Below are 24,143 nucleotides of genomic sequence, written 5' to 3' on the forward strand. Positions count from 1 at the left end.
GCGGGGCGAAGGGTGGACCGAATCGTGGACGACGGTGTTTCACGATCCGGACGGAAACGGCCAAGGGGAGTACCGGGTGATCCACCGGGATGGGACGCGCTTCACACAGACCTATAAAGTGATGCAGGGCCGCGGGGTGATCACATCCCAAACGACGGTGACGGACGAAACGCGGAGGGACGGGGTTCGCGAACAACAGACGACGACGATGCGGTATTTTTATGACGAGAAAGGTCGGTTGACGGGGGGGGAATCGACGGGGACTTTTACAACGACGGAACCGGCGGCGGCGGACGGAAGCGCGGCGGCGAAAACCACCACGGGCACGAGCCGGCAGACGTTCACGGTGCTTCACGGGAAACTGCTCATGTCAACCTCGACGACCGCTTCGGGGAGCGATCCCGCGGTCACCACGAGCTATACCTACGACAGTTTGGGCCGTTTGATCGGGGCGAGTTCGGCCGGGAAAACCTTTGTGATCGTCAAAGGGCAAGCCCTGGTGCTGAAATCGGTTGATGGGGAATGGACGACGACGTACACGTACGACAAAAACGGACGCTTGGTGGGGATGAGAAGCGTGGGGGCGGGGGGGAGTTCGGGCGGGGATTCCTGGACCACCAGCGATACGAAAACCGAAAAAGACGAGAACGGTAAAGAGACGACCACGACCGTGACGACGGTTCACAACAGTTCGTGGTCCTCCAGCTGGTCCGGAACAACAACCTATGGGATTTACGATGGAAACGCCAAGACGCTTAGATCGGAAATTAGTTCATCCTACAGCAGTTACTCGAACACAGAAACAACCACCAACGCGGTGTCGAAGTGGGAAGAGACCGACAAGGAATCGGGAGAGACCCAACACTTAACCAAAACCGAGGTTTCCGTGTTGACGGCAAGTTCCTCCGGGTGGGGGGGGAGCCACAGTTCAACCGTTTACGCCTATGAAGAAACGGGCCGATTGTTGCGCCAAACCGAATCCTCCAATTCCTGGGAAGGTTCGAGCGTGAACGTATCGCTGTCCGTGACTTCACGCACTTTCTCCGATGAGGTCGACTCCTCGGGGGCGCGGTTAACGGATTACACCCTGGTGAACGGGTCTCTTCAACCGGGAGCTCGAATTGATGGGGTGGGATTGACCTCGCCCCAGGTTCAACAAATCAATCGATTGGCGGCGGGAGTGGGCGGATGGGTGTCGGGTTTGGGGGGGTGGGAGGACGGACGGTTGGTGGTTGATTTCCAATATTTTGACCGGGCCGTGACGGCGGGCGCCCCTTTGACTTGGAGCGGGACCGGTGACGACGAGGTGGATCTTCCCCGTGCGATCGGAAGTGTGAGCGTGTTGTTGACACCGAACGACTTGAACGGCGTCTCGTCAATGTTGGACACGTCGGACGCCGATTCGATCGTGAGCGCGATGAAATCCTTGATTGCCCTGGGCCAAGCGGGGAACCTGGACGGGTTCCGCGCCTTGGCGATGGATCTTCGCCGGCTGAGCGAATCGTGGTTAAAGTCGGCTTCGATGCAGGTTTACAACGACGACACGATCGCGCACGCGCTTGTGGTGTGGGACAACGGGCAGGGCGGCACGGACACGATGCATTATTTCTACGACGGGGAAGGCCATTTGATCCGCGGGGAGGGGACCAGCGAGACCCGAAAAGAAGTCGTCAACACGGACGGCTCCAAAACCATTTCCACAACCACCCTCCAGTCGACCACATGGTATCGGCAAATCAATGGGAAAGACGTCGCGACGCGGACCGAATTGAATGGGACAACGGTGACGGGGGCGGTCACGACGCAATTCACCAGTTGGGAGGATTTTATTTACGACGAAGCCGGGAAATTAATCGGCTCCCATCAGGAATACAATACGACGACCACTCAAAGCGTTTGGGATGAGCCCAGCCAAAAGTATTTGGAAAATACAACAACGGCACAAAAAACCACCGACAAGGTCTTTCGAGAAGTGGGGGGACGGACGGTGTTGTGGTCGGAGGTCTCGGATGAATTCAACGGCCCGCGGGGAGGGGAACTCGGCGAGGACTCCGGCCACACGCATCTGGAGGTTAATTACATCTACAGCGAAACGGGAGAACTTCTGGACGCGGAAGGGAAAGGTTGGTCGGAGTCCTGGAACACCGTGATGCACGATCCGGACGGGGATGGGGTCGGCGAATACCAATTGATCCACCACACGGGCACCGTTATTCAGCAGGAATATGGGGTGGTCAAAGGGGAAGCGCGCCTGGAGTCTCAGACCACAACCACGGACGAAACGAAACCCGACGGGTCCCAAGAACAACAGACCATGAAGATGACTTACCAATACAACGACAATGGCGATTTGATCGGGGCCGTGGGAGAAGGCTCGTTCAGGACACAAACCCCTGGGGCGCAAGACGGCAGCGGGAAGGGCGCCCTGTTGACTTTGGGTGTGATCCATCAGGTTTACTCAATTATCGGAGGACAACTGTCGTTGATTCGAAACACGACAACGAGCCGGTCGGGACCTTTGGTCGGGGCCACGGCCGATATTTCACAAACCGAGTTTAGCGGGAGCGAGTCCGAAACCCAAGACATCGTCTACAGTTACGACGCCCTGGGCCGTTTGATCGCGGCGGCGGGGAGCGGGAGCTCGGGCACGCAAACCTATGAAATACGCCGGGGCGACGCGGTCCTCCTCACCTCCGTTCTTGAAGGCGTGACGACGACCTACCGGTATGACGCGGAGAACCGGTTGATCGGGGCGCACGCGAGCGGGTCCGGGAGCAGCAACACGTCGGAAACGACGACGGAGACGACGACGGAGACGACAACGGGGACGGGGGGCAAACAAGAAACGACGACGACCACCACCACCACGACAACAAACACGACATCCACTTGGCGTTCGGAAGTGTGGTACGGGATTTATTCCGGCGAAGCCAAGGTGTTGAGGTCCGTGAGCGATTCAAGTTACACGAGCACACAGGATTCGACGACGAATTCAACGACGGACGCTGTCTGGGGAGAAAAGGACGCGAACGGGAAAATAGTGCCCATGAACAGCCGCACGGAATCGACGACGCAATCGACCAGCACGGTCAACGGCGGCGGCGTGAGCCGGACCGTGAACACGTATTCGGACACAGGGGTTTTGTTGCACACGGAGGACAACGCCGACAACTGGACCAGCGGGGGAACGGTGTCGGTGATCATGAACACGAGCACGCACGTGTGGTCGGACCAGAAGGACGCGAAAGGGAACGCGATGACGGACTACACGATCACGAACGGGTCGTTGCAGGGCGGGGCGCGTCTGAACGGGCAGGCCTTGAGCGCGGACGCGGTGGCGACTGTTAATAAATTGGCCGAAACGGCCGGCGGGTGGGTCGGGGGAATATCCATAAACGGGGCCGGACAATTGGTGGCGGACATTCAAGTGTTCGACGTGCCCGTGAAGGTGGGAGAGGCTCTGAGCGTTACCGTGACGTGGTCGGGGCAGGAGGCGCCGGAAATCAATCTGCCTCGGGCGGTTGGAACGATCGGGGTGGCGTTGGGGTTGTCCGAAGAGGATTCGGGCGAAGTGAACGTGGTTCTTCCCTCCAACGCGACATCGGTGATCCAGGACTTGACGTCGCTGATCCGGGCGGGCGACTACGAGGGGACGCGGGCGATGACGACGGCTCTCCGGGCCGGCGGGAACACGTGGTTGGACTCGGTCTCGATGCAGATCGGAGAAGGGGACAGGGTCTACACGATGACGTTGGCGGATGACGGGAGCGGCGGGACGGCCACGCATTTGAGCCTGAGCGTCAAGACCCCCACCGGGGAATTGGATAAGGACGGCAACGCGAAAACGGGGATGGTGCCCGCGGGAACTTTGACGTTGTCGGAAACGACGAGTGTGGACGCGGGGATGGCGATGTTCTCCGAGGCGCCGCTGACGGATCCGGACGCGTTGGGGACGTGGGGCGCCAACCAGATCGCGGGCGGCGCGATCGAGGGGTTCCGGTTTTATATGCCCGGGTACGATCACGACGCCCAAAACGGGATGGTGTTGGAGGGGGGGCGAGGGAAGGACGGCACCCCGGGCATCGAGCTTACGGTGGTCCGCGGGGGAAAAGATTTCTTCGGGGTGGGATTGTCCAACGAGGCGATCTCGGGCGAGCGGGGGGTCAGTCGGGCGATCGATCTGTTGAACGGGCTGAACACGGAAGACGCGATGGCGTTCGCGGAGGGGATCGCGGGTGGCGTGGAGTCCGGGACGATCACGGGATTCACAAAACTGGATCTCTCAACGGGTTTGGGGCGCGGTGTGTTGGGACTTTTGTTCAGCGACCCGGGACGGGCGGTGTTGGGCCGGATCCTTGGGGTCCAGGGGATCGCCTTGCCCGCCGGGGTGACCGACATTGAGATGCTCGGGGTTTACCTGGTCAGTCAAGGAGTGGCGGGGTTCCGGGTGTGGGTGGACGGCGACGCGGACGGTGTCCGGGACGGGGGGGAGGAGAAGGGAATGGCGGAATTGTCCCCGGCTTTGGCGGCGTTGTTCGCGGGCGCGACGGCGGATATGGGAAGCGGAACGTTGTCGATGGGCCGGGACAACAACGGCGATCCGGAGTTTGCTCTGAAAGTGGAAGTGCGCGGCGAGGACGGGACCTTGGTGGGGTGGGCGAGTCTGGGCTGGGACCTGACCAACAACGGGATGAGCGTGGATATCTCATTGAACCTGAGGAACGAAGCGGTGGGGGATGGGGTGGCGGTGTTGATGGCGGGAATTTTGGGTTATGAGGGGATCAAAACCCTGGCGGCGTTGGGCGAGGCGATGTTGAACGACGCCGGATTTATCGCGGCAATGAAGATGTTCACGATGGAAGTGAACGGGGTCAAGATGGATCTGTATTCGCTGTTGGGCGGACAAGAGTTCGAGTCGGCGTTGCGGGGGGGGCGTGTGGATTGGTCGGGGAGCACGTTCTCTTTCGGCGTGAAGGCGAACGGGGAGAGTTATCTGAGCGCGTCGGTCCTCGTTCGGGACGGGGCCGGGGAATCGATGGGGCGCTTCATGGTTTCGACCGGGGGGGGGGAGAGCGGTCTGTCGCGTCTCTTCGCGCCGAACCTGGGGAATGAGAAGATGCGGAACTGGTTCGCGGCGGGGTTGGGGGAAATGCTGGGGTTGGGCCGGGATTTGAGCGCCGAGGGTCTCCAGGCGGCTTTGAAGGATTCCAAGGTGTTGGCGGCGGTGGGCGCCCGGGGAGTTGTTTTATCGGACGGCACGCAGACCACGCTGGGAGAATTGTTCGGGGAAGCCTTCTTGACCGTGTTGAGCAAGGGGACGATTGATTGGAACATGAGCGAGGTGCTGTTCGGTTCGGATGCTTCTGGGGGGATGGTGTTCAGCGGGTCGTTGGTTTTGCGGGACGGGGATGGGGTGATGGGGTGGTTGACGTTCGGGTTCGACAAAGAAACAGGCCGGTTGAAGGTGGGCGTGGATTTGAATTTTGGCCACGCGGTGGTCCTCGCGATGAGCGTGAGGGGTCTGGGGTTGGTTTTTGGATTGGAAGGAATGGTGACGGTGGAATCCCTTGAGGCGGCGTTGAAGGATCCCGCCCTGCAGGAGACATTAAAGGCAGTGACCGTGACTGTGAACGGTGAAAAAGTGACGTTGGGGGAATTGTTCGGGACGGCACTTTTTGAAGCGTTGGCGGTGGGTACGATCGACTGGGAAAACAGCCGGCTGAGTTTGAGCGATGACGGGACGGGGCGGGGGGGCGCGTCGTTGTCCTTGGCGGTTCGAGGGAATGACGGGGTGTTGGGCGGATACACGGCGGAACTGGATGGGAAGACGGGACGGTTTTCACTGATGGTGATGGTGAACCTGGGCAATCGGAAGGTCTTGTCGATGGTGGTGGGGGGCCTGGGCCGGTTGTTCGGATTGACGGGCGTGACCACGATCGAAGCGTTGGAGGCCGCGTTGAAGGGGGAGGCCTTTTTGTCCCTGGTGAAGTCGACGACGATTGAAATCAACGGCGAGACCATGACGTTGGGCCAGCTGTTTGGGGAGGCGTTTTTCTCGGCCTTGGCGGACGGGTTTGTGGTTTGGGCGGAAAGCCGGTTGTCCTTCGGCGTGGGGGCGGATGGAAAAGCCGGGTTAACGACATCGTTGGCTGTGAGCGACGGGGTCGGGGTGGTGGGGTCGTTCACGGCGGGATTGGACGAAACGGCGGGGGCGGAAGGGATCCAGGCCGGCGTGACGGCCAATCTGGCGAACCGGCGGGTGCTGGAAATGACGGCGGCGGGGCTCGGGAAAATGCTGGGTTTGGAAAACGTGGAGACGGCCGCGGACTTGGAGGCGGCGTTGCTATCGGAGAAATTCCTTGCGGATCTGTCGGCGCAGATAACGGCGGGGACGGCGGACCCCGAGGTTTTGAAGTTGATGACGGGGGTTTTGGAATCCGTGATGGCGGGTGGGACGGTGGATTGGGGATCCTCGAGTTTGACGATGGGGTTTGACGGCGGCGGGAAAACGTTGTTGAGCGCGAGTTTGGCCGTGGTGAACGAGGACGGACGTGTGGGGGGACGGATCGGGACGAGCTACGATACGAAAGAGAAGTCGTTCTCGTTGACCGCGGCGGTGCGGTTGTCGGACGTGGCGGAGGGTTTCAGGTCTTTGTTGACAACGGGGAAGGCGAACGCCCTGGAGGCTCTGGCGAAAGGTTTGGGAGAAACCCCCGGCGCGGCGGAGTTCCTGTCCTATTTGGCCGGGGGAAGCGTGAACGAGGCGGAGGGGTGGGTGACCGTGGGGGTGGAAGCCAACGGCAATCCTGTCTTCACGGTGGACGCCGATTATTACGGGGCGGACGGGATCTATGTCGGGACGCTCCGCATGGCCTGGGACAAGGGGGCGGGCGCGTTTGGGAGCCTCTTCACGGGCCTGCGGTTGGATAACGCGCGTGTGCGGTTGTTCTTGGAAGGGGTGTTGGGAGGTCCCTTGGAAGAGGTGACGCCTTCTTCAATCGTGAGCCGAATGGAGTTAATGGGGGAGGCCGGGGCGATCCTCAAGCCGTTGTTGGAGTCTTTCGCGGCCGGGTTGGCCTGTGATTTTACAGCCGCGACGTTGACGCTCGGCGTGGATGGGAAGGGGGCGATGGTCCTGGCGGTGTCCGGCCGGTTGATGCAGGGGGCGAAAGACGTGGGGACCGTGACGTTGGGGTGGGACGCGGGGAAGAGTGGGATGGCCTACGTCATGACTTTTGAAGGGGAATTGGGAGAAGCGTTCCGGGCTTCTGTGGCGACGGCGGTGGAGAATTTGGAGGTGGTGGGGGAGGCGAAGGGAAAGGATTTGACGGTGGATCAGGTGTTGGCGGCGGCGGGTGGGGCCCTGGATTACAAAAGCGGGACTCTGGTGTTCGGCGTGGGGGCGGACGGCAAGGCGATTTTCAGCCTTTCGTTTGATGTTCGGGGGACCCGAGGGCAGGTGATTGGGTCAGTGGGGATGAATTACGAGGCCGGAAAAGGGTTTTCAAGTTATATGACGTTGAACTTTTCCGAAATGGGGCCTGCGAATGTCGAGGCCTTGAGGGCTTTGCTGAATTCGGCGGGGGTTGGCGCGGGGGGCGGAGAGGCCCCCGCGGCGAATGTGGACCGGTTCTATGAAGACGCGGATGTGCGGGTGAACTATGGCTCGGAAGGGGAAACGACGTCGACGTTGATGTTCGCCGGGGTGGCGGAGAATTCCGGTACGGGGGATTCGGAGTCGGGGTGGCTGGGGGGCGGCACGCAACAGTTCGGATATGGTTTTGTGGGTTATTACGGTGGGCAGTATTGGGGGTATGGGGCGTTCGGGTGGGGGACGTTCGGGGACGACCAAAAAGCCTGGTCCGAGGCGAAGAGTCAATATGGGACGGCGGACTCTGGCAAAGGGAAACCGGAAAACGCGGACGGCGCATCGACCGAGGCGCTTGGGCTGTGGGGGGCGGGTGCGCAAAGCGGGCCGTCGTATTTCCGGTACGACCAGTACATCGGCAGCAACGAGGAGATGTGGAACAGCCAATATGGTTTGTTGGGGAACGGGAACGTTCCGCTGGGCGCGGTTGATTGGGGGACCGGAAGTCTGACCTTGGGTCGGAGCGTGGAGGGCGACCCGTTCCTGCGGCAAACGAACGCGATTCGGGACGAAGACGGAAGGACGGTGGGCGATTACGTCGTGTCTGTGACGGAAGGGGAGACGGCGCCGGCGGTGGACCGGTACGCGTCCTATGACATAAATAAAGCGTCCGTGATCGAGGCGATGGAGAAGGGGTTGTTGCCGAAGATCGCGATCCAGGAGCCGGAGGTGGGGGAATTGGACCCCGCTTCCGGCCGGCTTATTTTGGGGATGCTGGGCGGGGATATGGTGGCGCGCGTGACGCACGACATCGTGGACGCGGAAACCCGGGCCGTGATCGGTCAGCGGGTGGACGGATGGAATTTGATCGGAGACACAACGGCGGCGGATCATTATTCGGCCTATGACCTGTCGGCGCCGGCGGTCCAGAAAGCGATTCAGGAAGGACGGTTGAACCCCCCGACTCCGGACGATGGATTGAGCGAGGCCGGCTCTGTGCCTCCGCCGCCTCCGACACCGCCCCAGGCGGTGGACCGGAGTCAATTTGTCAACCCCGCCCATTTTGTGACGGTTGGCAGTGGAGATTCGGAGGGAAGTTATTACGTTGATGAATCCTTTGACGAAGTGGGCTACAACGCCGCCGTGGCCCAATACGACGCGGCGGTGGGGCAATACGAGGCCCAATTGGCGGCGTGGAAAGCCGAGACCGGATTGTCTTCGGGCGAAGAATGGGAATCGAAATACGGCGAGCGTTATCGGGAACAACAAGCCGGGGGTGTCCCGCCCTTTGACGCGGGGGCGTCCATCGGGGAGGAGCGGGCCAACGAGGGACTCTTTATCGTGGGGACGAAGGCCGGGGACGCGGCCCATTACGTGCAACGGGATATATACGATCCCGCCGGGAACGTGATCGGAAGCCACACCTTCGGGACCGTGGGCGGCAAGGCGACCAATTCCAGGACCTATGATCTCTCCAGCGGCTTTGTTCAATCGGCGATAACGAGCGGGGCGCTGCCTTTCCCTCCGTCCGCCCCCGAAGAGATGGGCATCGACACCTCGGCGAGGCCGGTCGGCGACAACGTGCGCGGCACCTACACCATCGGTTTGGTGGACGGCTCCATACAGCTTTCCGTGTCGTGGGACCTTTTGGATTCCGAAGGCCGGGTGACGAACCAGCACGAGCGGGGTTGGCGGCAGGGGTACGGCGCCTTCGCGGTGGATCGGCGGGTGACGGCCCACGACGCGCAGGGCCGGGCGGGGGCCGATGAAGAACACCGATGGGACGAAGGCAACGGAACGACGACCACCACCCGTCGGGACATCGCGTACGACGCGAACGGTCGGGTGTATTCCTACAGCGGAACCCTCTCCAAGAACGGCGGAGCGCCGGCGGAGGTGACGGTTCACTCCATTCGGTACGACAGCCGGGGTCGGGAAATTGAACGGACCATGACGGTCAAGTGGGGTCCCTCCCACTACGGACTTGTTCCGGGGGTGTCGGACGGACTGAAGGGGTGGCAAAACGGCGAGGCGCGGGTCACGATCACCAAGGCCTACGACCGCCAAAACCGGCTGGTGGAGCAAACGGCCCAGGGGCAGGTGACGCGCGCGGACAACAGCGAACTGGCCGGGAAAAGCGGCTACAGCACGTCCTTTGATTTTAGCATGCGCCAATACGGCATGGAGTACGACCAGTTCGGCCGGCTCGTCCACTATAAAAGCGAGACGTGGGCGCCGGCGGAGTATTCCACCGGCGGTAAGAAGTCGAAGCAGGTGGTGGGCAACGTGACCACCACGTCCGAAACCCGATTGTCCAACCTGGATCAATTTGGCCGGGCGGGGGAAATCAATACGTCTTGGAGCAACGACAAAGGGTCGAACGGGTGGTCGAACACGAACAGCATCGTGTACGACGCGTTCGGCAACGTCTTGAGCCAAAAAGAACGGTACCACACCGAGTCCAAGTCGGGAAAAACCAAAGTGACGGTGGACGGCGAGCGCCTCGTGACGAACGGCTACAACGAAAACCACGAGCTCGTGAGCGTCGATGAAAACAAACTCTGGGAACATCAAGAGACCTCCGGCGGCGGATTTTTCTCGTCCATTCTCGGGAAAATCATCATGGCCATCATCACCGTCGTTGTGGCTGTGTTCGCCCCTTACGTTGCGCCCGCCTTGTACGCGGCGGTCGGCACGGCCTTGGCCACCGCCATTGTGGTGTTCGCCACCACGTTCATTATCACCTACGTGGCCACCGGGGACATCAAACTGGCCTTTCTGAGCGGCATCATCGCCGCGGTGTCTTCTTATTTGCAGGTGCAGGGGTTTGACTGGTTCGGAGGCGCGGGCGGGCAAGGGGTCTACGCGCAGGTGGCCAGCCAAATCACAAAAGACGTCGCTGGCAATATTATTTACACCGCTTCCATGGACACCCTGAAAAACGTCCTGGTCAGAGAAATCGTCGGCACACTGGTGGTCGGTCTCATACAGCATTTCGCGCCACAATTGGGGTTCCTGGGTTCCATGGTGTCGAACATGATCCTGGGAGCCATGGGCTACGGGGGAGGGAACACCGTCAATCCTTTGGAGGCCCTGTTAAAAGGGGATTTGAATTCCAGTGGCCTTGGGCTATTGCTTTTGGGAGAACTGGCGACCCGGGTTCTGGGCGAGAAGGGCGCCTGGCTCGGGGCGTTGGTGACCTCTTTGTTCTCCTTTGACAAACCCGGTCTGTTCCCGAGCATTTCAATATTCGATTCCGGGGCTTGGCAACGGATTATGGCCGGGGTCGTTAAATCCGTGATGACAAAAATCGTGGAACGCGTGCAGTCCGTCTATGGGTATCTTGCCAACAGCGGCATGATGGCTTCGGCGGTGTTGACCCAGATGATCAAAAACATCTACGCCATCGGAGATTCCTTGGGCTCGTTCATTGAAAACATGAAATGGGCGCTGTGGACCGATGACCTGCCGAACCAATTGGCCAACGCCAAACACACCTGGCAGGACGGGGTTGGCGAAGACGCGGACAAGTTGAGCTATTTTGATAAAGACAAGTTCCTTTTGAACGAGGACGGCAAAAAAACATTGTTGTCGACTCCGGAAGCGGCGGCGTGGTTGGAAGAACGCAACTTGGCCGGGCCGGTCCGTTTGGGGGAGGACTTGGTCCTTGATGTGCGGAAGGCCACTCCGGAAGAAATCGAAAACGCCCGGCGCGGCGGGTTGGTGGACGGCGCCGCGGCGGTCTACACCATTTTGATCGCCACGGATAAATTGGGCAACGAGCGGATATACGCCGCCGAAGTGGTGGTGGAGAAGGACAAGGTGGTGACGTTCAAAGAAGGCACGGAGGCGCGTTACGCCCGTGAGGACAACGATCGAATCTTGGTGTTCGGGGAAAAGGTGATTGGCGGCGGCACGGCCCTTATCGGGCGAGACGCGGAAGGCAAGACGTTCTACGCGGCCGTCAAAAGGACGAAAGAAGGGGTGTCTATGTTGATGGCCGGCGAAGACCGCCGGTTGTTTCAGGTCTCCGATGGGGGACGCCGACCCGTTCAGGGGGACGGGGAGAGGGTGAGCGGCGGCGAAACGCTCGCTGGTCGCACCGTGGCGAGCAGTGCGTCATCCGTTGCCGTGGAAAAGACCAAGGACGGGGCGGCGATGTCGGTGGCGGGGGCGGACGGCCGTCTCACCACGGCGAGCGAAAGCATGTTATCCCAGTTCGCCGGGGGTGAATTCCGATTCGGGGACATATGGGTGGAGTTCGAATCGATGGTGATCGACCGGGCGACCGGGGAGTATGTGTTTGAAACTTCTGGAGAGTTGGCGGGGGGCGTTGAGGCGAACGAATTCCGGATGGGAGAGATGGGGTTGCAGATTACCGATGCGGAGATCACGGGCGGGCGGTACGGGGCGTTGCATGTGAAGGCGGAGGATCCTTCCCGGCCGGTGGTTATGAGGGTGGACGCGGAAGGACGGCAGGTGTGGGAAAACCTCAAGGAAGCGCGGGTCCACGACCAATTGATCGTGAAAACCGCCGAGGGGAGCATGACGATCGACGCCCAAAACATGGAAGGGGGCCTGCTTTTGAAGGTGGTGAACGGGCGCCTCCAGGTGGCGGGGGTCGACACCGTTGAAGCGAAGTTAAAAGACGGCGATAAAACCTACTTACTGACCTTCTTGACCCAATCGGGAAAAAACAAGGACGTCCATCTGCAGTTGGAATTCAAATTGGACGGCACGTCGGATCTTGTGGGGCGGGCGCACGCGCTCACGGCCGAACTGAAAGTAAAGAACGTGGACGGCGGCGGCAAAGGCAAAGGATCCCTGCCGGAGGTGGAAACGATAGCGCAGATCATGCGGAAGGAGGCCGATGGGTATGTCGCCCGGGGGTTGATCGAGTTCCAAAACGGGAAAGCGATCCTTTTCGGCGCGGGGGCGCATTTGAGCTCGGCGATTAATTTCACCCACGGTGACTATGAGGTGAAAGCGGACACCTCCTTCTCTCTGGCCAGCGATGGACAATTCGTGAAAACGGCGGAGGGCGGCGGGTTGTTCGAACGGCGGGGGGACGCGTTGGTGGAGATCCATTTCCGCGGGGCGGAAACCCTGGCGGACGGGTCAACGCTGATTCGGAACGAGATCGAGGTGTTGCGGCGCGGGGAAGCGGAGGACGCCGCTTGGGCGACCCAAAGAGAGGGCACGGTCCTGCTGGTGACCGGGAAAGACCGGATCGCGGGGGCGGCGGTTCGGCTGGAGGGGGCGGATTCGGCGGACTTTTTCATGGGGAAAGGGGCGGCGAGCCTTGTGGCGCTGGTGGTGGCCACCCAAGAGCGGTTCGCCGGCGCGTCGTTGTCCTTGTCTTTGCGACAGGAAGAGAAAGGCGGGTGGACGTTGTCGGGTTCGGGGATCACGCGGACGGGATTGTCGCTGACGTTCGGTGGAGCGGCGGATCTCCGGGCGGATCAGGCGGCGGCCAGTGTGGCCAAACTGTGGTTCTTTGAGACCGACGGAAAGCGGATCGTCAACACGAGTTTGTCGGACGCGATCAAAATGGCGTTGAACCAAAAGATGGAAGCGGTGGGGGTCGACTCCGACCTGCGCGTTGTCAAGAACGGGAATGTGGTCACATTCACGGCGGAGCGGGCGGACGGGGCTTCCTTGAAATGGAGCGGAAAAACCCAGAGCGGCGATCGGTTGGAGGCGGGTCATTGGGTGGCGTGGACCCAAAACGAAATTCTTTCCATTGATGGGGAGTCGGTGGATCCGCGATTGAACGCCATGTGGACGGGGGAAGGGGCCCGGGCCATCGCCGATGTGTCACTGAACGAAACGAAGGGGGGCCTGTCGGTGAGCGTGGTGGGTTACCGAGGGGACGGCGCGCGGGTGGAGATGATAGCGGACGTGAAGACGCTGGACGGGTTCGCGCGGGCGGTGGGCGCCGACGGGGCGCTGTTGGGGATGACCTTCTTTGAGTCGGGCGAGTGGTCGACGCGGATGATTCGTGAAACGGGCGGGGCCGAGTTTCAGGTTTTCGTTCACTTGAAGGACGGGACTTCCGAGAACTCCGGGCGGATTCGGGATGTGACCACGAGTTTGGGGGACCGGACGTTGCACCATTACGCGGGGTGGCTGAACAAGGGGGTGTCGAAGGAGGCGCGAAGTTTGACGGCGGAGCTCTTTAAGTCGCTGGGGGTGGGTTGGTCCGGGTCGGGGGGGATGGCGGCAATTTACGAGAACGGGTCATCGGTGGGGTTTGGGTTGATCGGCAAGGATGGGAATTTGACCGCCGCCTATTTGAGCGACGCCAAACGATTCTATGTCATGACGTCGGGCGGACTGCGGACGGTCGGGTATATGACCGCGGTCAACGGGATTAGCGTGGCGGTGATTCACGGGAAGCTGACGAACGCGCTCGGGGTGTTGGCGACGGCGGCGGGGGCGAAATTCATTTCCAACGGCGGTCCCGTCAACATTTGGAAAGGGCCGAACGGGGAAATCCACGGGGCGTTGGGCACGCGGCTCTTTATTTACGGCAAGGGCGGGTTCACGGCGTTGCGGGTGTACGAAAACGGGGGTCGGTTGTACGTGGAGGGAAGTTTCTCCCGTACCACGTTCCAGCGGGTGCAAAGCGACGGCACGGTCATCAACGTGAACGTGCGGCAGGGCACCTACGCGGTGATGGGTGGGAATGGGGGGATATCGTTCAAGAACGAATTCTCCGTGAACTACGGCGGGGTTGTGGGCAAACTGTCGGATTTGCCGGCGGGGACGGTGTTGCGTGTGGAGTTGATGGGGAAACTCGTGTCGGTGACTCTCGGGGCGCCGGGGACCGGGCTGGTACGGGCGATTCAAGACGTGACGATGGCGGGCCCGGGCGGAACCAAGATCATCGTGCGCGAAATCGGCGTCGTGGGGGTGAAGGCGAGCGGGGCGGCGGGGGCGGGGGTGGATCCGCGAACGATCACCAACGGCGCGTTGGTCCCGACGGCTTTTGGGACGGTCTCGTCGAACGGCAAAGTGACGGCGGAATTCAAAACCGGCGCGGACGGCCAAATTCGGATGGTGGGGTTGGATCTGCGGACCTGGAACGTGGGTGGGGAGACCCTGGCGCTTTGGTTGGGAGGCGAGTTCAAGACGGTGACCCTATCGGGCGTGTCGCCGAGCGCGGACGGGAGTCTGATGACGCTGAGTTTCGACCGACCGCTGATGTTGTCCAAGTGGGGCAACATCGACATGGCGGTTTTGACGGGGTTGACGTTCACCAACAAGGACGGCGGGGCGGCGTTGGTGGGGGCCAGCGAGTGGACGCTGGTGGGGTTCAACGGCTGGGGCCGGTTGAACGAGAGAGGGACATTGTTGCCGGTGGTGTTCAACAACGGGAAGATGGAGCTGCTTAACCCGGAATCCGCCAAGATCCGCGGGTTGTTTGAAACCGCCAGCGGTCAGAAAACCTTGGAGTATGTGGTGAAGGAAGTGGTGTCGTTCGACGGGTTGACGGGGCAGGTCTCGGTACGCGCCCGGTTGACCTTGGACAACGCGGCGCTGGATATCCCCCGGATGGCGGGAAAACCCGGCGCGGCGTTGGCGGCGGACAAGCCCGTGGATGTGATGGTTCAATCGACGATGACGAGCGATCGTTACCAGTCGCAAGTGGGCAAGAATGGGTCCATGGACGTGGTGATGCCGGTGCTTTCGCAACGGGAGGGAGAGGCCGCGCCGGTGATGAAGAGCAAAGACATCCTGCCGTTGATCCGGGTGAAGGACGCGGAGGTCATGGCGGGTCCGGCGGGGTGGGTGGTGGACGGTTTAAAACTGGGGTTCGGGGACACGGCGCGGTTCGGGGCGGGGGGCCGGTTGGCGGACGTGCTTTTCAGTTCTCCGGAATCCTACGGGCGGTTTGTTTCGGGCAACGGGTTCAAAGACGCGGTCGGTGCCAAAGAGATTCAGCTTTCCGTGTCGGCCTATCTGCAGGCGAAGACCGGCGCGGGCGACCCGGGGCGCTACTTGATCCACCTGAACGCCCGTGGCGAGGCGGTGGGGGGCATGGAGTTCGGCAGCGCGGGGGCGCGGGCCTATGTGTCCAAGGCGGGGCCGGAAGACACCGGGGCTTTCCATTTGATGGCGATGGACGGTCGCGGATCCATCACTGATTTCGTGCGAATTGAAAACACCACAGGGTGGGTGGGGAGCACCGTTCTTGGACGGGAGGCGAACTACGCGGTGGACGGCGACAGCTGGATGCGTTTTGAGGGGAATCGGATCGTTGAAGGAAGTCGTTGGAACGGAGACGCGTTCCAAGCGAAGGCGGAATCCGGCGGGGCCTGGGGCCTCTTTGAGTCCTGGGTGGGTTCGATCGATCGGCTGGCGGAAGGCAACAACCGGTTGGGGATGGCGGGTTTGCGGGAGGGCGTGGAACTCTCGCTGGACGCGCAGGGCCGCATCACGTTCATGGGCGTCCGGCCGGACGGCGTGCTGGAAACCGCGGCGCTCTGGTTCGACGACAACGTCGTCCGGTTTGACGCGCTGGGCCATAAGGGCGCGATGGTGGTTTCCTACCGCAACGAGGAAGGACTTAACGTGCGGGCGGTGGCGGGAGAGGGCGGAATCGCCTACGTGATGAGCCGGCCGGGCCTGGCGGACGTGCGGCTGGGCGAGCATCAATTCCGGTCGACCATCCTGCGGGAAAACGGGGACCGCAACACCCTGATGGTGTTTGAGCAAACGATGGAGGGCGATGCCGCGATACGGCCGATGAACGCGATGGGGTTGCGGTCGATGGTGGTTCAGCAGGACGCCGCTGGCCAGATTACGGGCATTGTTTCCAGCAACGTGTTGATGGCGGAGGTCCGTGACGGAGCGACAAAGAAAACCGGGGATCTCATCGGTTTCATCGACACCAAGGGGTTCGTGATCAAAGCTTTCGCCGACGGACGGGGATTGACGGTCGGCGAATTGGCGCTGGACGATAACGGAAAGATCGTTTCCATCAAGAATCTCCGGACGTACGACGACAACGGATTGATTGAAGGCCGGTCGGTGGGGAATTTCAAGGTGGGCGATCAAATCGAGTTGCGCGAAGGCGAGCGGGTGTTTACCGGGTTGATGGAATACACGGGGACCAATGGGAATTACGATATCGGAACCATCGAGACGGGGACTTTCAACGAGCCGGGGGTTTTGTCTTTCCGGGAGGCCGGGGAGATCAAGGGGTTGGGGGGTGTGGTCACATCGGATTACAAGCTTGGGTTCTGGGACAAGTCGTTGATCTGGGCGGGGGACAATTGGATCGAAGCGGCGGTGACGGCGGTGGCGATGGTCGGCGCCTATGTGCTCACGTCGTATGTGTCGATTCCGGCGACGGCCGGTTGGCTCCTTCTGGGTGCCCGAGCGGCCGGGCAGATGATTACCCTTGGTGGAAACGCCTGGGTGGCGGCAGGGACGGCGGGAATCGCGGCGTGGACGACGACGGGCTCAGTCAAAGATTACGCTCAAGGGAAAATATCGGGCGATCAGTTGACGGAGGATTTGGCATGGAACGCGGCCTTGCTGTTGGCGCCCGGGGTGCTGTTCAAATTGTTGCCGTGGGTGGGTGGGGCGACGATCGGGGCGCTTTCCCATTTCACGAAGTATGGGGACGACGTCGCGGGCTACTTGAGTTCAACCGGCGTGTTGGGTAACCGGTTCGGGCTGTGGTTGAGCGGGGCGCGGGGGTTGGACGACTTAACGAAAATGGGTTTCTTTGCGGGGGACGCGGCCGCGATCGAGTCGCGCCTGTTGAGCTTCGGGTTCCAAAGCATGGACGACGTGGCGCGGTTCGCCGGCGCGACCATGACGCAGACGGTTCCTTTGTTGAGGGGGCTGGGCGCGTCCAGCGGCGGGGTGTTCGACATCGCGTCGATGGGCTGGGCGACTCGGGCGACGCGCGCGGCGGCGCTGACCGTCAACTGGATTGTCAACCCGGCGAGCACCCGCGGGTTGGAGCGGGCGGCGCTCTACGTCGGGGCGGGCGAATTGTCTTGGGTCCGCACGATCGTCGGGACGATGGGCAACCTCAATCCGGTTTTCGCGATTTTGACGCGGGGGGCCCTGCCCTTGGCGCGGAACTACGCGGTGTGGGGCTTTGAGGGAAGTCTGTTCGGCATCGACCTGTCCAACCCGGGGCTTTTGGGGCCGCAACCGGGCACAACATCCAGGACGATCATGAACATCGTCACGCTGGCGCCGTTCCTTCGGATGGGATTGCTCCCTGGGCAGGGGGTGCGGGAAATCCAGGCGACGCTGGGTCAAAACATCGGCGCCTGGATGGGGAAAGTGGCCACGGCCTGGAACACGCAAGGGTTGGGGGCGGCGACGCGGGAGTTGTTGGCGACGCCGGGGCTGGTGAGTTTCATCCAAAAACTGGGGGAAATCCGCAACGTGCCGATCACGGTGGCCGGGTTGTGGGATGGCACGAAAGCGGGACTGGCGGTGATCGGCCGCGAATTGGTCCAGGGGACCGTGCGGGCCGCGTATATTTCCGCGGACATGGCGCTGATGAACCTCGGGTTGGGGGCCATCGGCGGCGCGGTCTTGACGGCGCGGGACATGGATTCGATCACGATCCTTGGGATGTTCCACGTTCGGCCGTTTGAGAGCGTGGCCGACGGGGCGCGCGGGCTTGAGAAGGAATTGACCCACCAGTTGAACGATCCGATGACGTTGTTGTTCGCGACGGGCGTGGCGGTGTTCCAGCCGATCCTGGGGGGCGTGCTTCGCAATCTGCCGGGAATCGGAAACGTCTTCCGGATCGGGCAAGAAGGCATTTTGGTGATGGGCGGTCGTTGGGCCGAAGGGCGGTTGGCCCGCGCCATCGGGTTCTTCGAGGAAGAAGCTCTGTACGAACAGTACTTGGTGGAACCGCTACTGACCAATCACATGGCGAAAGCCATCGGGTGGGCCGGATTTACGGACCCGGTGATCGGGGAGGTCCTCCAAGAGCTGACCGACAAACGGGGCGCCTTCCTGTCGAACCAACGGGACAGCAAAGCCCACGGCGAAGCCAAAGCGAACCTCCTGCAGACGCTGTCCTCCTACGAAAGCGGGGGCGGCGCCACCCTGGCGGACGTGCAAAGCCGGTTCGAGGCTTTTGCCCAACAACCGGCGGTTCAACAGAGTCTGAACGGCGGGGTGCTCCCGAACATTCAAGAAGTCATCACGGTGGCCGAGGGGCGCGCCCGGGGGGCGGATCGCTACTCCGGCCGATGGAACACCCAGGAATCCGTCGTGACGGCCGTGATGGCCGAGGCGTTGGCTTTGGAATACGGCCTTTCCGGCGGAAGAACCTTGGAAGAACTGGTCGGGGAGGAATTCAACACCGCCCTGAAAGGATTCGAGGAGCGGTTTGACTACATGGAATCCGCGGCGCGGGTGATGACGCTTGTGCCGGCGGTCTTGGAAGGGGTCTCCGCCGCGCAGTCCCTGTCGGGGGTTGATCTGATGGCCCGGGTGGGGAACCGGGTGACGGACTTCGCCGGCGAGTCGAAAACCCTCCTGGCTCTTGTCTCCTACGCGCGCCAGGCGGTGAGCGCCCATTCCGAGGACCCCGCGGCGCGGGGTTTTGTGGAAAAAGTGGCCGGTGTGTTCGCGGGCGTGCCGGCGCCGGTGATGGGGGCGAATTCCGGGGCCATGGCCTTGGAAATTGCGGGGTTCTTCAACGGGGTGGTCGAACAACGGGATTCCCTGGAAATGACCTACGGACAAATTAGAACCTTCGCGGGGGCTGTTTTTGCCTCGCTGGGGTCTTTGGTGGGCGGGGGCGCGACCTTCACCGAAGCGGAGACCAAGGCGTTGAGCCGGGCGCTGACGCGCACCGTGCGATTGGCCGATGAGGTGGGGGGCATCATCGTCCCCATGGCCGCGGGAACGGTGGCGTTGAACGGCGACCTGTTGAAGGCGTTGGAACCAAAGGCGTTGGGGGTTGTTCTGAAAGCGGCCGATCGATTGGACGATCGGACTGTGAAAGCCGTGGAGGCGGGCCTGAGGGGGAACGGGCGGCAATCCCTCGGCCGGGACGCTTATCGCACGGGGGCCGCCGCGTTGGCTCTGTTGGAGGGCGGGGTGAATCCGTCACGATTCGACGCCATTGAAGCGGTCTTGGGCGCCGAGATATTCAACTCACCACGCCTGGACGGCGCCAAAGCTTATGGGGCGGCTTTGGGACAACGGATCGGCCTGTTGAACGGCGAGTTGTCCGACAGTCGGAAGGTGAAACGCCTGGCGGATGTTGATTTCCTGTTCGCCGGTGGCGCGGTGGCGGCCGCTGGGTTGAACCGGTTGGTCAACGAATCGGGTTGGCTGTTGCGTGGGGCGCGGGGTGTCGAAAAATCGCTGAACTTCGTCCTTGCGGCGGCGGGCGGAATAAACTTGGCGGCCCTGTTCGGCGTCTTGTCCTTAACCGCGCCCGTTTCGATGGCCCTGTTCGGAATGGGAATGTTGGGGATGTGGGGGAAATTCCAACCCGGATTCTTAAGCGGCCTCGCGCAACGTTTGTCCCCGACGCCCACTGGGTTTGGAAAATCCGTCCTGGATGTCGCGTCGGTTTTGAGCGCGCCGATGAGCGCGACCGAGCAAACCAGCCCTACGGTGACGCGGGACGCGCGGCTGGCGCGGTTGGTCCTGCGCGCGCCGGAATCGGCGGGCGCCATCGCGAAAGTCATGGATGTTTTGGGAATTGAAAAAAGCGGTGTCGTTGATCAACTTGTGCCGATTCTCAATGATCTGGACAAGGGTTTACGACAGGTCGAGAAAGAATTGAACACGCAATTGACCGCCAAGAATCTCAAAATTGTTTCCGAGATCAAGCGGCCCAAATACGATCGGACCGATTGGAAAGGGCTTTGGGACAAGCGACTTTCAGGCTTGGAGGAAAAGGCGTCCACAGCCCGAGGTCAAATGTCGGACTTTGAAAAGATTTTTGGTCCTTTCGGGGTGAACGGGAACCGGATCTATGGGGAGTTGTCCACCCGGTTGTCGGCCATTGAGACGCAACTTAAAGAACGCCGGCAACAATTGGCCGCGATCCCCGATCTTCAACGGTCGGACAAGAAAACCGCCGCGGGACGGGACGCGACGCCTCCGGCGATGCCGCGGGAGACCAAACTGGCGCAAGCCGTGCGGGAAGCGTTGGGCAGGGCTCCTGGCCAACAGGGGGTTCCTGTGGACATTGATTCCCTGCTCGCTTCGGCGGCGAAGGGCCAGCGGCGGTCGGGGCAAACGGACGTGGCGGAGCCGGGGATTGAGCTGACGAAAATGACTTTCGTGCAATTGCACGACCACTTGGTGGACTTGGGCGAACAATTGAAGGATATAGTGAAGAAAGGGGGTCGATTCGGCCCTGTGTATCAGCGGGTGGTGGATGTGACCAATGAACTGAATCGGCGGATCCAAGAAAAAGAGGCGCGGCAAAGCGATAAAATTTTGGACGCGAGGACCCGGGATTTGGTTCAACGGGAAATCGGAGCGATCGTGTTGGCGGCGGTTAAACCCACCGCAATTCTGAGTTCCATTCTGGCCCGAGGGGAAACCCAAGAAAGAATGAAAGAAGCTCTGGGGGCCTTGGCGGGGTTGAATAAGGCGTTGAAGGATGTGAGCGAGGAGACGAAGGGGGCGCTACGCCCGGACGTGGGGCCGGCGACGGAGAGGGAAAGCGCGGCGGGGCCGGTCCCTGGCGCGGATGTGGAGAAAGTCGAAGTGCCGACGGCGGAGCCGACGGAGGTGCCGGAGCCGGTGGGGCCTGGCGCGCGGGCGACGTTGAGCGAAGCCGGGCAGCTGTGGATGGGCGTGGGGAGCTTTGGGTTGGGCGGTGGCGCGGTTGTGGGGATGGCGGTGGCGGGGTTGACGCTGTGGGCGGCGCCGTTGGCCGCGGCGGGGTTGATGTCGTCGGCGTACTTCCTGGGACAGTGGGGCCGCGAGCGGTCCCTGGACCGGGCGCAGGGGGCGGGTGTGACGGCCTGGGTGGAGGGCGACCGGGTGCGTGTGACCTGGGAGCGGTTTGCCGGGTTGATGGGCTCGAATTGGATGGGGTGGCTGAACCCGATCGGGGCGTGGAACCGTGACGTGATGGCGTTGGGCGTGATGCGCCACGAGTTGGCGCACCGGGACTTGGGGGCGGGGAATTCGGGGCGGCGCTGGCGCAGGTGATGCCGACCTTTGTGTCGTTCGCCTACGGGACGGTGCGGGCGCTGTCGAACGTGGCGGCGGGTCGCGCGTGGAACGACGGTTTGGCGTCTTTGAGCGGAGCCACGGCGGAGCGTATGCTGGCCGAACTGCGTGGCACGGACGGGAAGGCCGGGGTGTTGACGTTGCGTGGAGGCGGCGTGACGCCGGCGAAGCGCGGCCTGTGGGGCCGGATGATGGCGGCGCTGGGGTTGGGCGCGGCGGTGGGGACGGCGACGGCGGCGGAAACGGCCGTGGCGGCGGCGCAGGCCGTCAAAGGGCTGTCCTTGGGCGAACACGGCGTGGCGCTGGTGGCAGGGCGGACGGCGACGGCGGTGCCGGCGGAGCCAACGGTGTCTGGCGGTGTGGCGGTGTCGGCGGCGATGATGGAACAGCCGGGCGTGACGCCGGTGCACGCGCACAACGTGGTGATCAACGCGATGCCGGAAAAGCCGGTGTACAGTTTGACGGACGCGATGACGAACCGGCGGCACAATTGGGCGGTGGGGACGATGGAAGACCCGACGTACCACCTGATCGCGGGCCAAGGGGACTCGCCGGTGGTGGGTTACCGTGTGACGGCGGAGGGAACGATCGAGCAAGGGGTGGTGACGGCGGAAGGCGTGACCACGGTGACGACGGAGACGGTGGGCGAGGCGGTGACGCGGGCGATCCAGAATGGGGAAAAGATTGACGGGACATTGACGGTGGAAGGGAAGACGGAGTCACTGGCGGTGCCGATGACGACCGGGCTGGTGATGGCGGCGGTATTCCCGGAGGGGTCGACGTGGGACGCCCTGGGGTTGTCTTTGGAAGAATTGAAGAAGCGGATCGAGCAGGTGGAGTCGGCGGTGCGTGTGGCGAAAGAGACGGCGGGGGCGCGGTTGTCGTTGCGGCAGGACCTGCGCGTGCGGGGTCTGGCGTTCATGTACGTGCTGGCGCCGGAGCTGAAGGCGCTGGACCCGATGTTGACGGAGCTGTTGGTGGACGCGCGGCTGTCGAGTCTGATGGCGGAATTGGGTCTGGAGACCAACGCGGAGGGGCTGCGGAAGTCGTTGAAACAGCGGATCGCGGCGTTGGGCGGGATCCGGATGACGCCGAAGACATATAAAGCGCTGGGGATCAATACGCCGAGCCGGCCGATGAGCGATGCAACGTTGAACGGTGTGGCGGAGCGGATGTTGGGGCTGATGCTGCGGGCGGAGGCGAAGGACGGCGTGGCGCCCTTGAGCCGGCGGCCGGTGGTGGAGGTGCGCCGCTACACCGCGGAAGCTTACGCCAAAGCCCACAAGAAGGCGGTGAAAGCCGGCGCGGAAACGGCGCCGAAGGCGTTCGTGTCGCAGGACGGCGAGGTTTTCACGGTGCACCTGGCGGCGATGCCGCTGGAGGAGACGGTGTTGGCGCTGGCGCACGAGGTGGCGCACGTGCCGACGCTGGCGCGGCGTGCGGGGGCGGTGAGCGCTGGGACGTCGGAACTTTTGGTGGAATACCGGATCCAAACGGCGCTGCCGCGTGAGCTGGGGCAATTGAGCCTGTTGGGCCTCCTGCGGGAGATCGACGCGCTGCGGGGTGAGAAAGGGGTGGAGGCGGCGCGGCTGTGGTTGGGGTACCAGTTGACGACGGCGCTGGCGGAGCGGTTGTCGGGTGTGAAGGACGAGGGGGCGCGGAAGTACTGGATGGAGCGGCTGTATGCGGAGGCGTCGCTGAAGGAATTGATGGCGGCGCCGGCGGTGAGCACGCGGGACGCGCGGGTGGCTGTGGTGGCGGCGAGCGAGCTGATGAACGGCAAGCGGGTGAACACGGCGGTGCTTGGGAAGTTCCAGGCGTTGGCGCGGGATTGGGCGGCGACGGAGGGGGGCTCGCCGCTGCGGTTGGTGGTGGTGGACAACCACGGGAAGGGGATGCCGCGGGCGCTGAAACAGGCCCTGCGGACGACGACGCTGAAGGGCGGGGCGCCTGTGTTCGAGGTGATGGACCGGAAGTCGGCGAAAGAGGCGCTGGAATTCAAGGGTGAAGTGGCCGTGATCGATTACACGGGACTGACGGCCCTGCTGCCTGGGTTCCTGGGGACGACGACGCTGGGGGTGCGTGTGGTGACGGGCGAGAAAGCCCTGTGGAAGAACGTCCTGAAGGGGGCGCTGATCGAGATCGGGAGCGCGGTGGACGCGATCAAGAAGGTGTTGAAGGACATGCGGGTGGTGGCGAAGAGCGCCTAACCCCGCAACGGATTGCAACAGGGGGCCCCGGTCCGCAAGGACCGGGGCCCCTTTTTTGGGGCGGCGAGGGAATGGATTACTTATATATAATCAGCTCACTGAAGTGACCCGGATTTCTGTGTCTAAACTTGTTCCCTGGAGGCCCC

General features: G+C 62.2%; 2 protein-coding genes (1 of these 2 running past the window's edge). Both read left to right on the forward strand.

What is annotated here, in order from left to right:
• Positions 1-21,766 carry the 3' portion of a DUF4214 domain-containing protein gene (locus IPI56_04085; GenBank protein ID MBK7544921.1) on the forward strand. Its footprint begins 15,425 nt before the window's first position, so only the last 21,766 of its 37,191 coding nucleotides appear in the window; its start codon lies beyond the left edge, outside the window; it ends in the stop codon at positions 21,764-21,766.
• A complete protein-coding gene (locus IPI56_04090) occupies positions 21,766-23,997 on the forward strand; it encodes a hypothetical protein (protein MBK7544922.1) in 2,232 nt (743 codons plus the stop codon). The genes IPI56_04085 and IPI56_04090 overlap by 1 nt, the downstream gene beginning before the upstream one ends.
• Positions 23,998-24,143: the final 146 nt, after the last annotated feature.

The organism is Elusimicrobiota bacterium, assembly GCA_016706425.1.
Lineage (GTDB): Bacteria > Elusimicrobiota > Elusimicrobia > FEN-1173 > FEN-1173 > JADJJR01.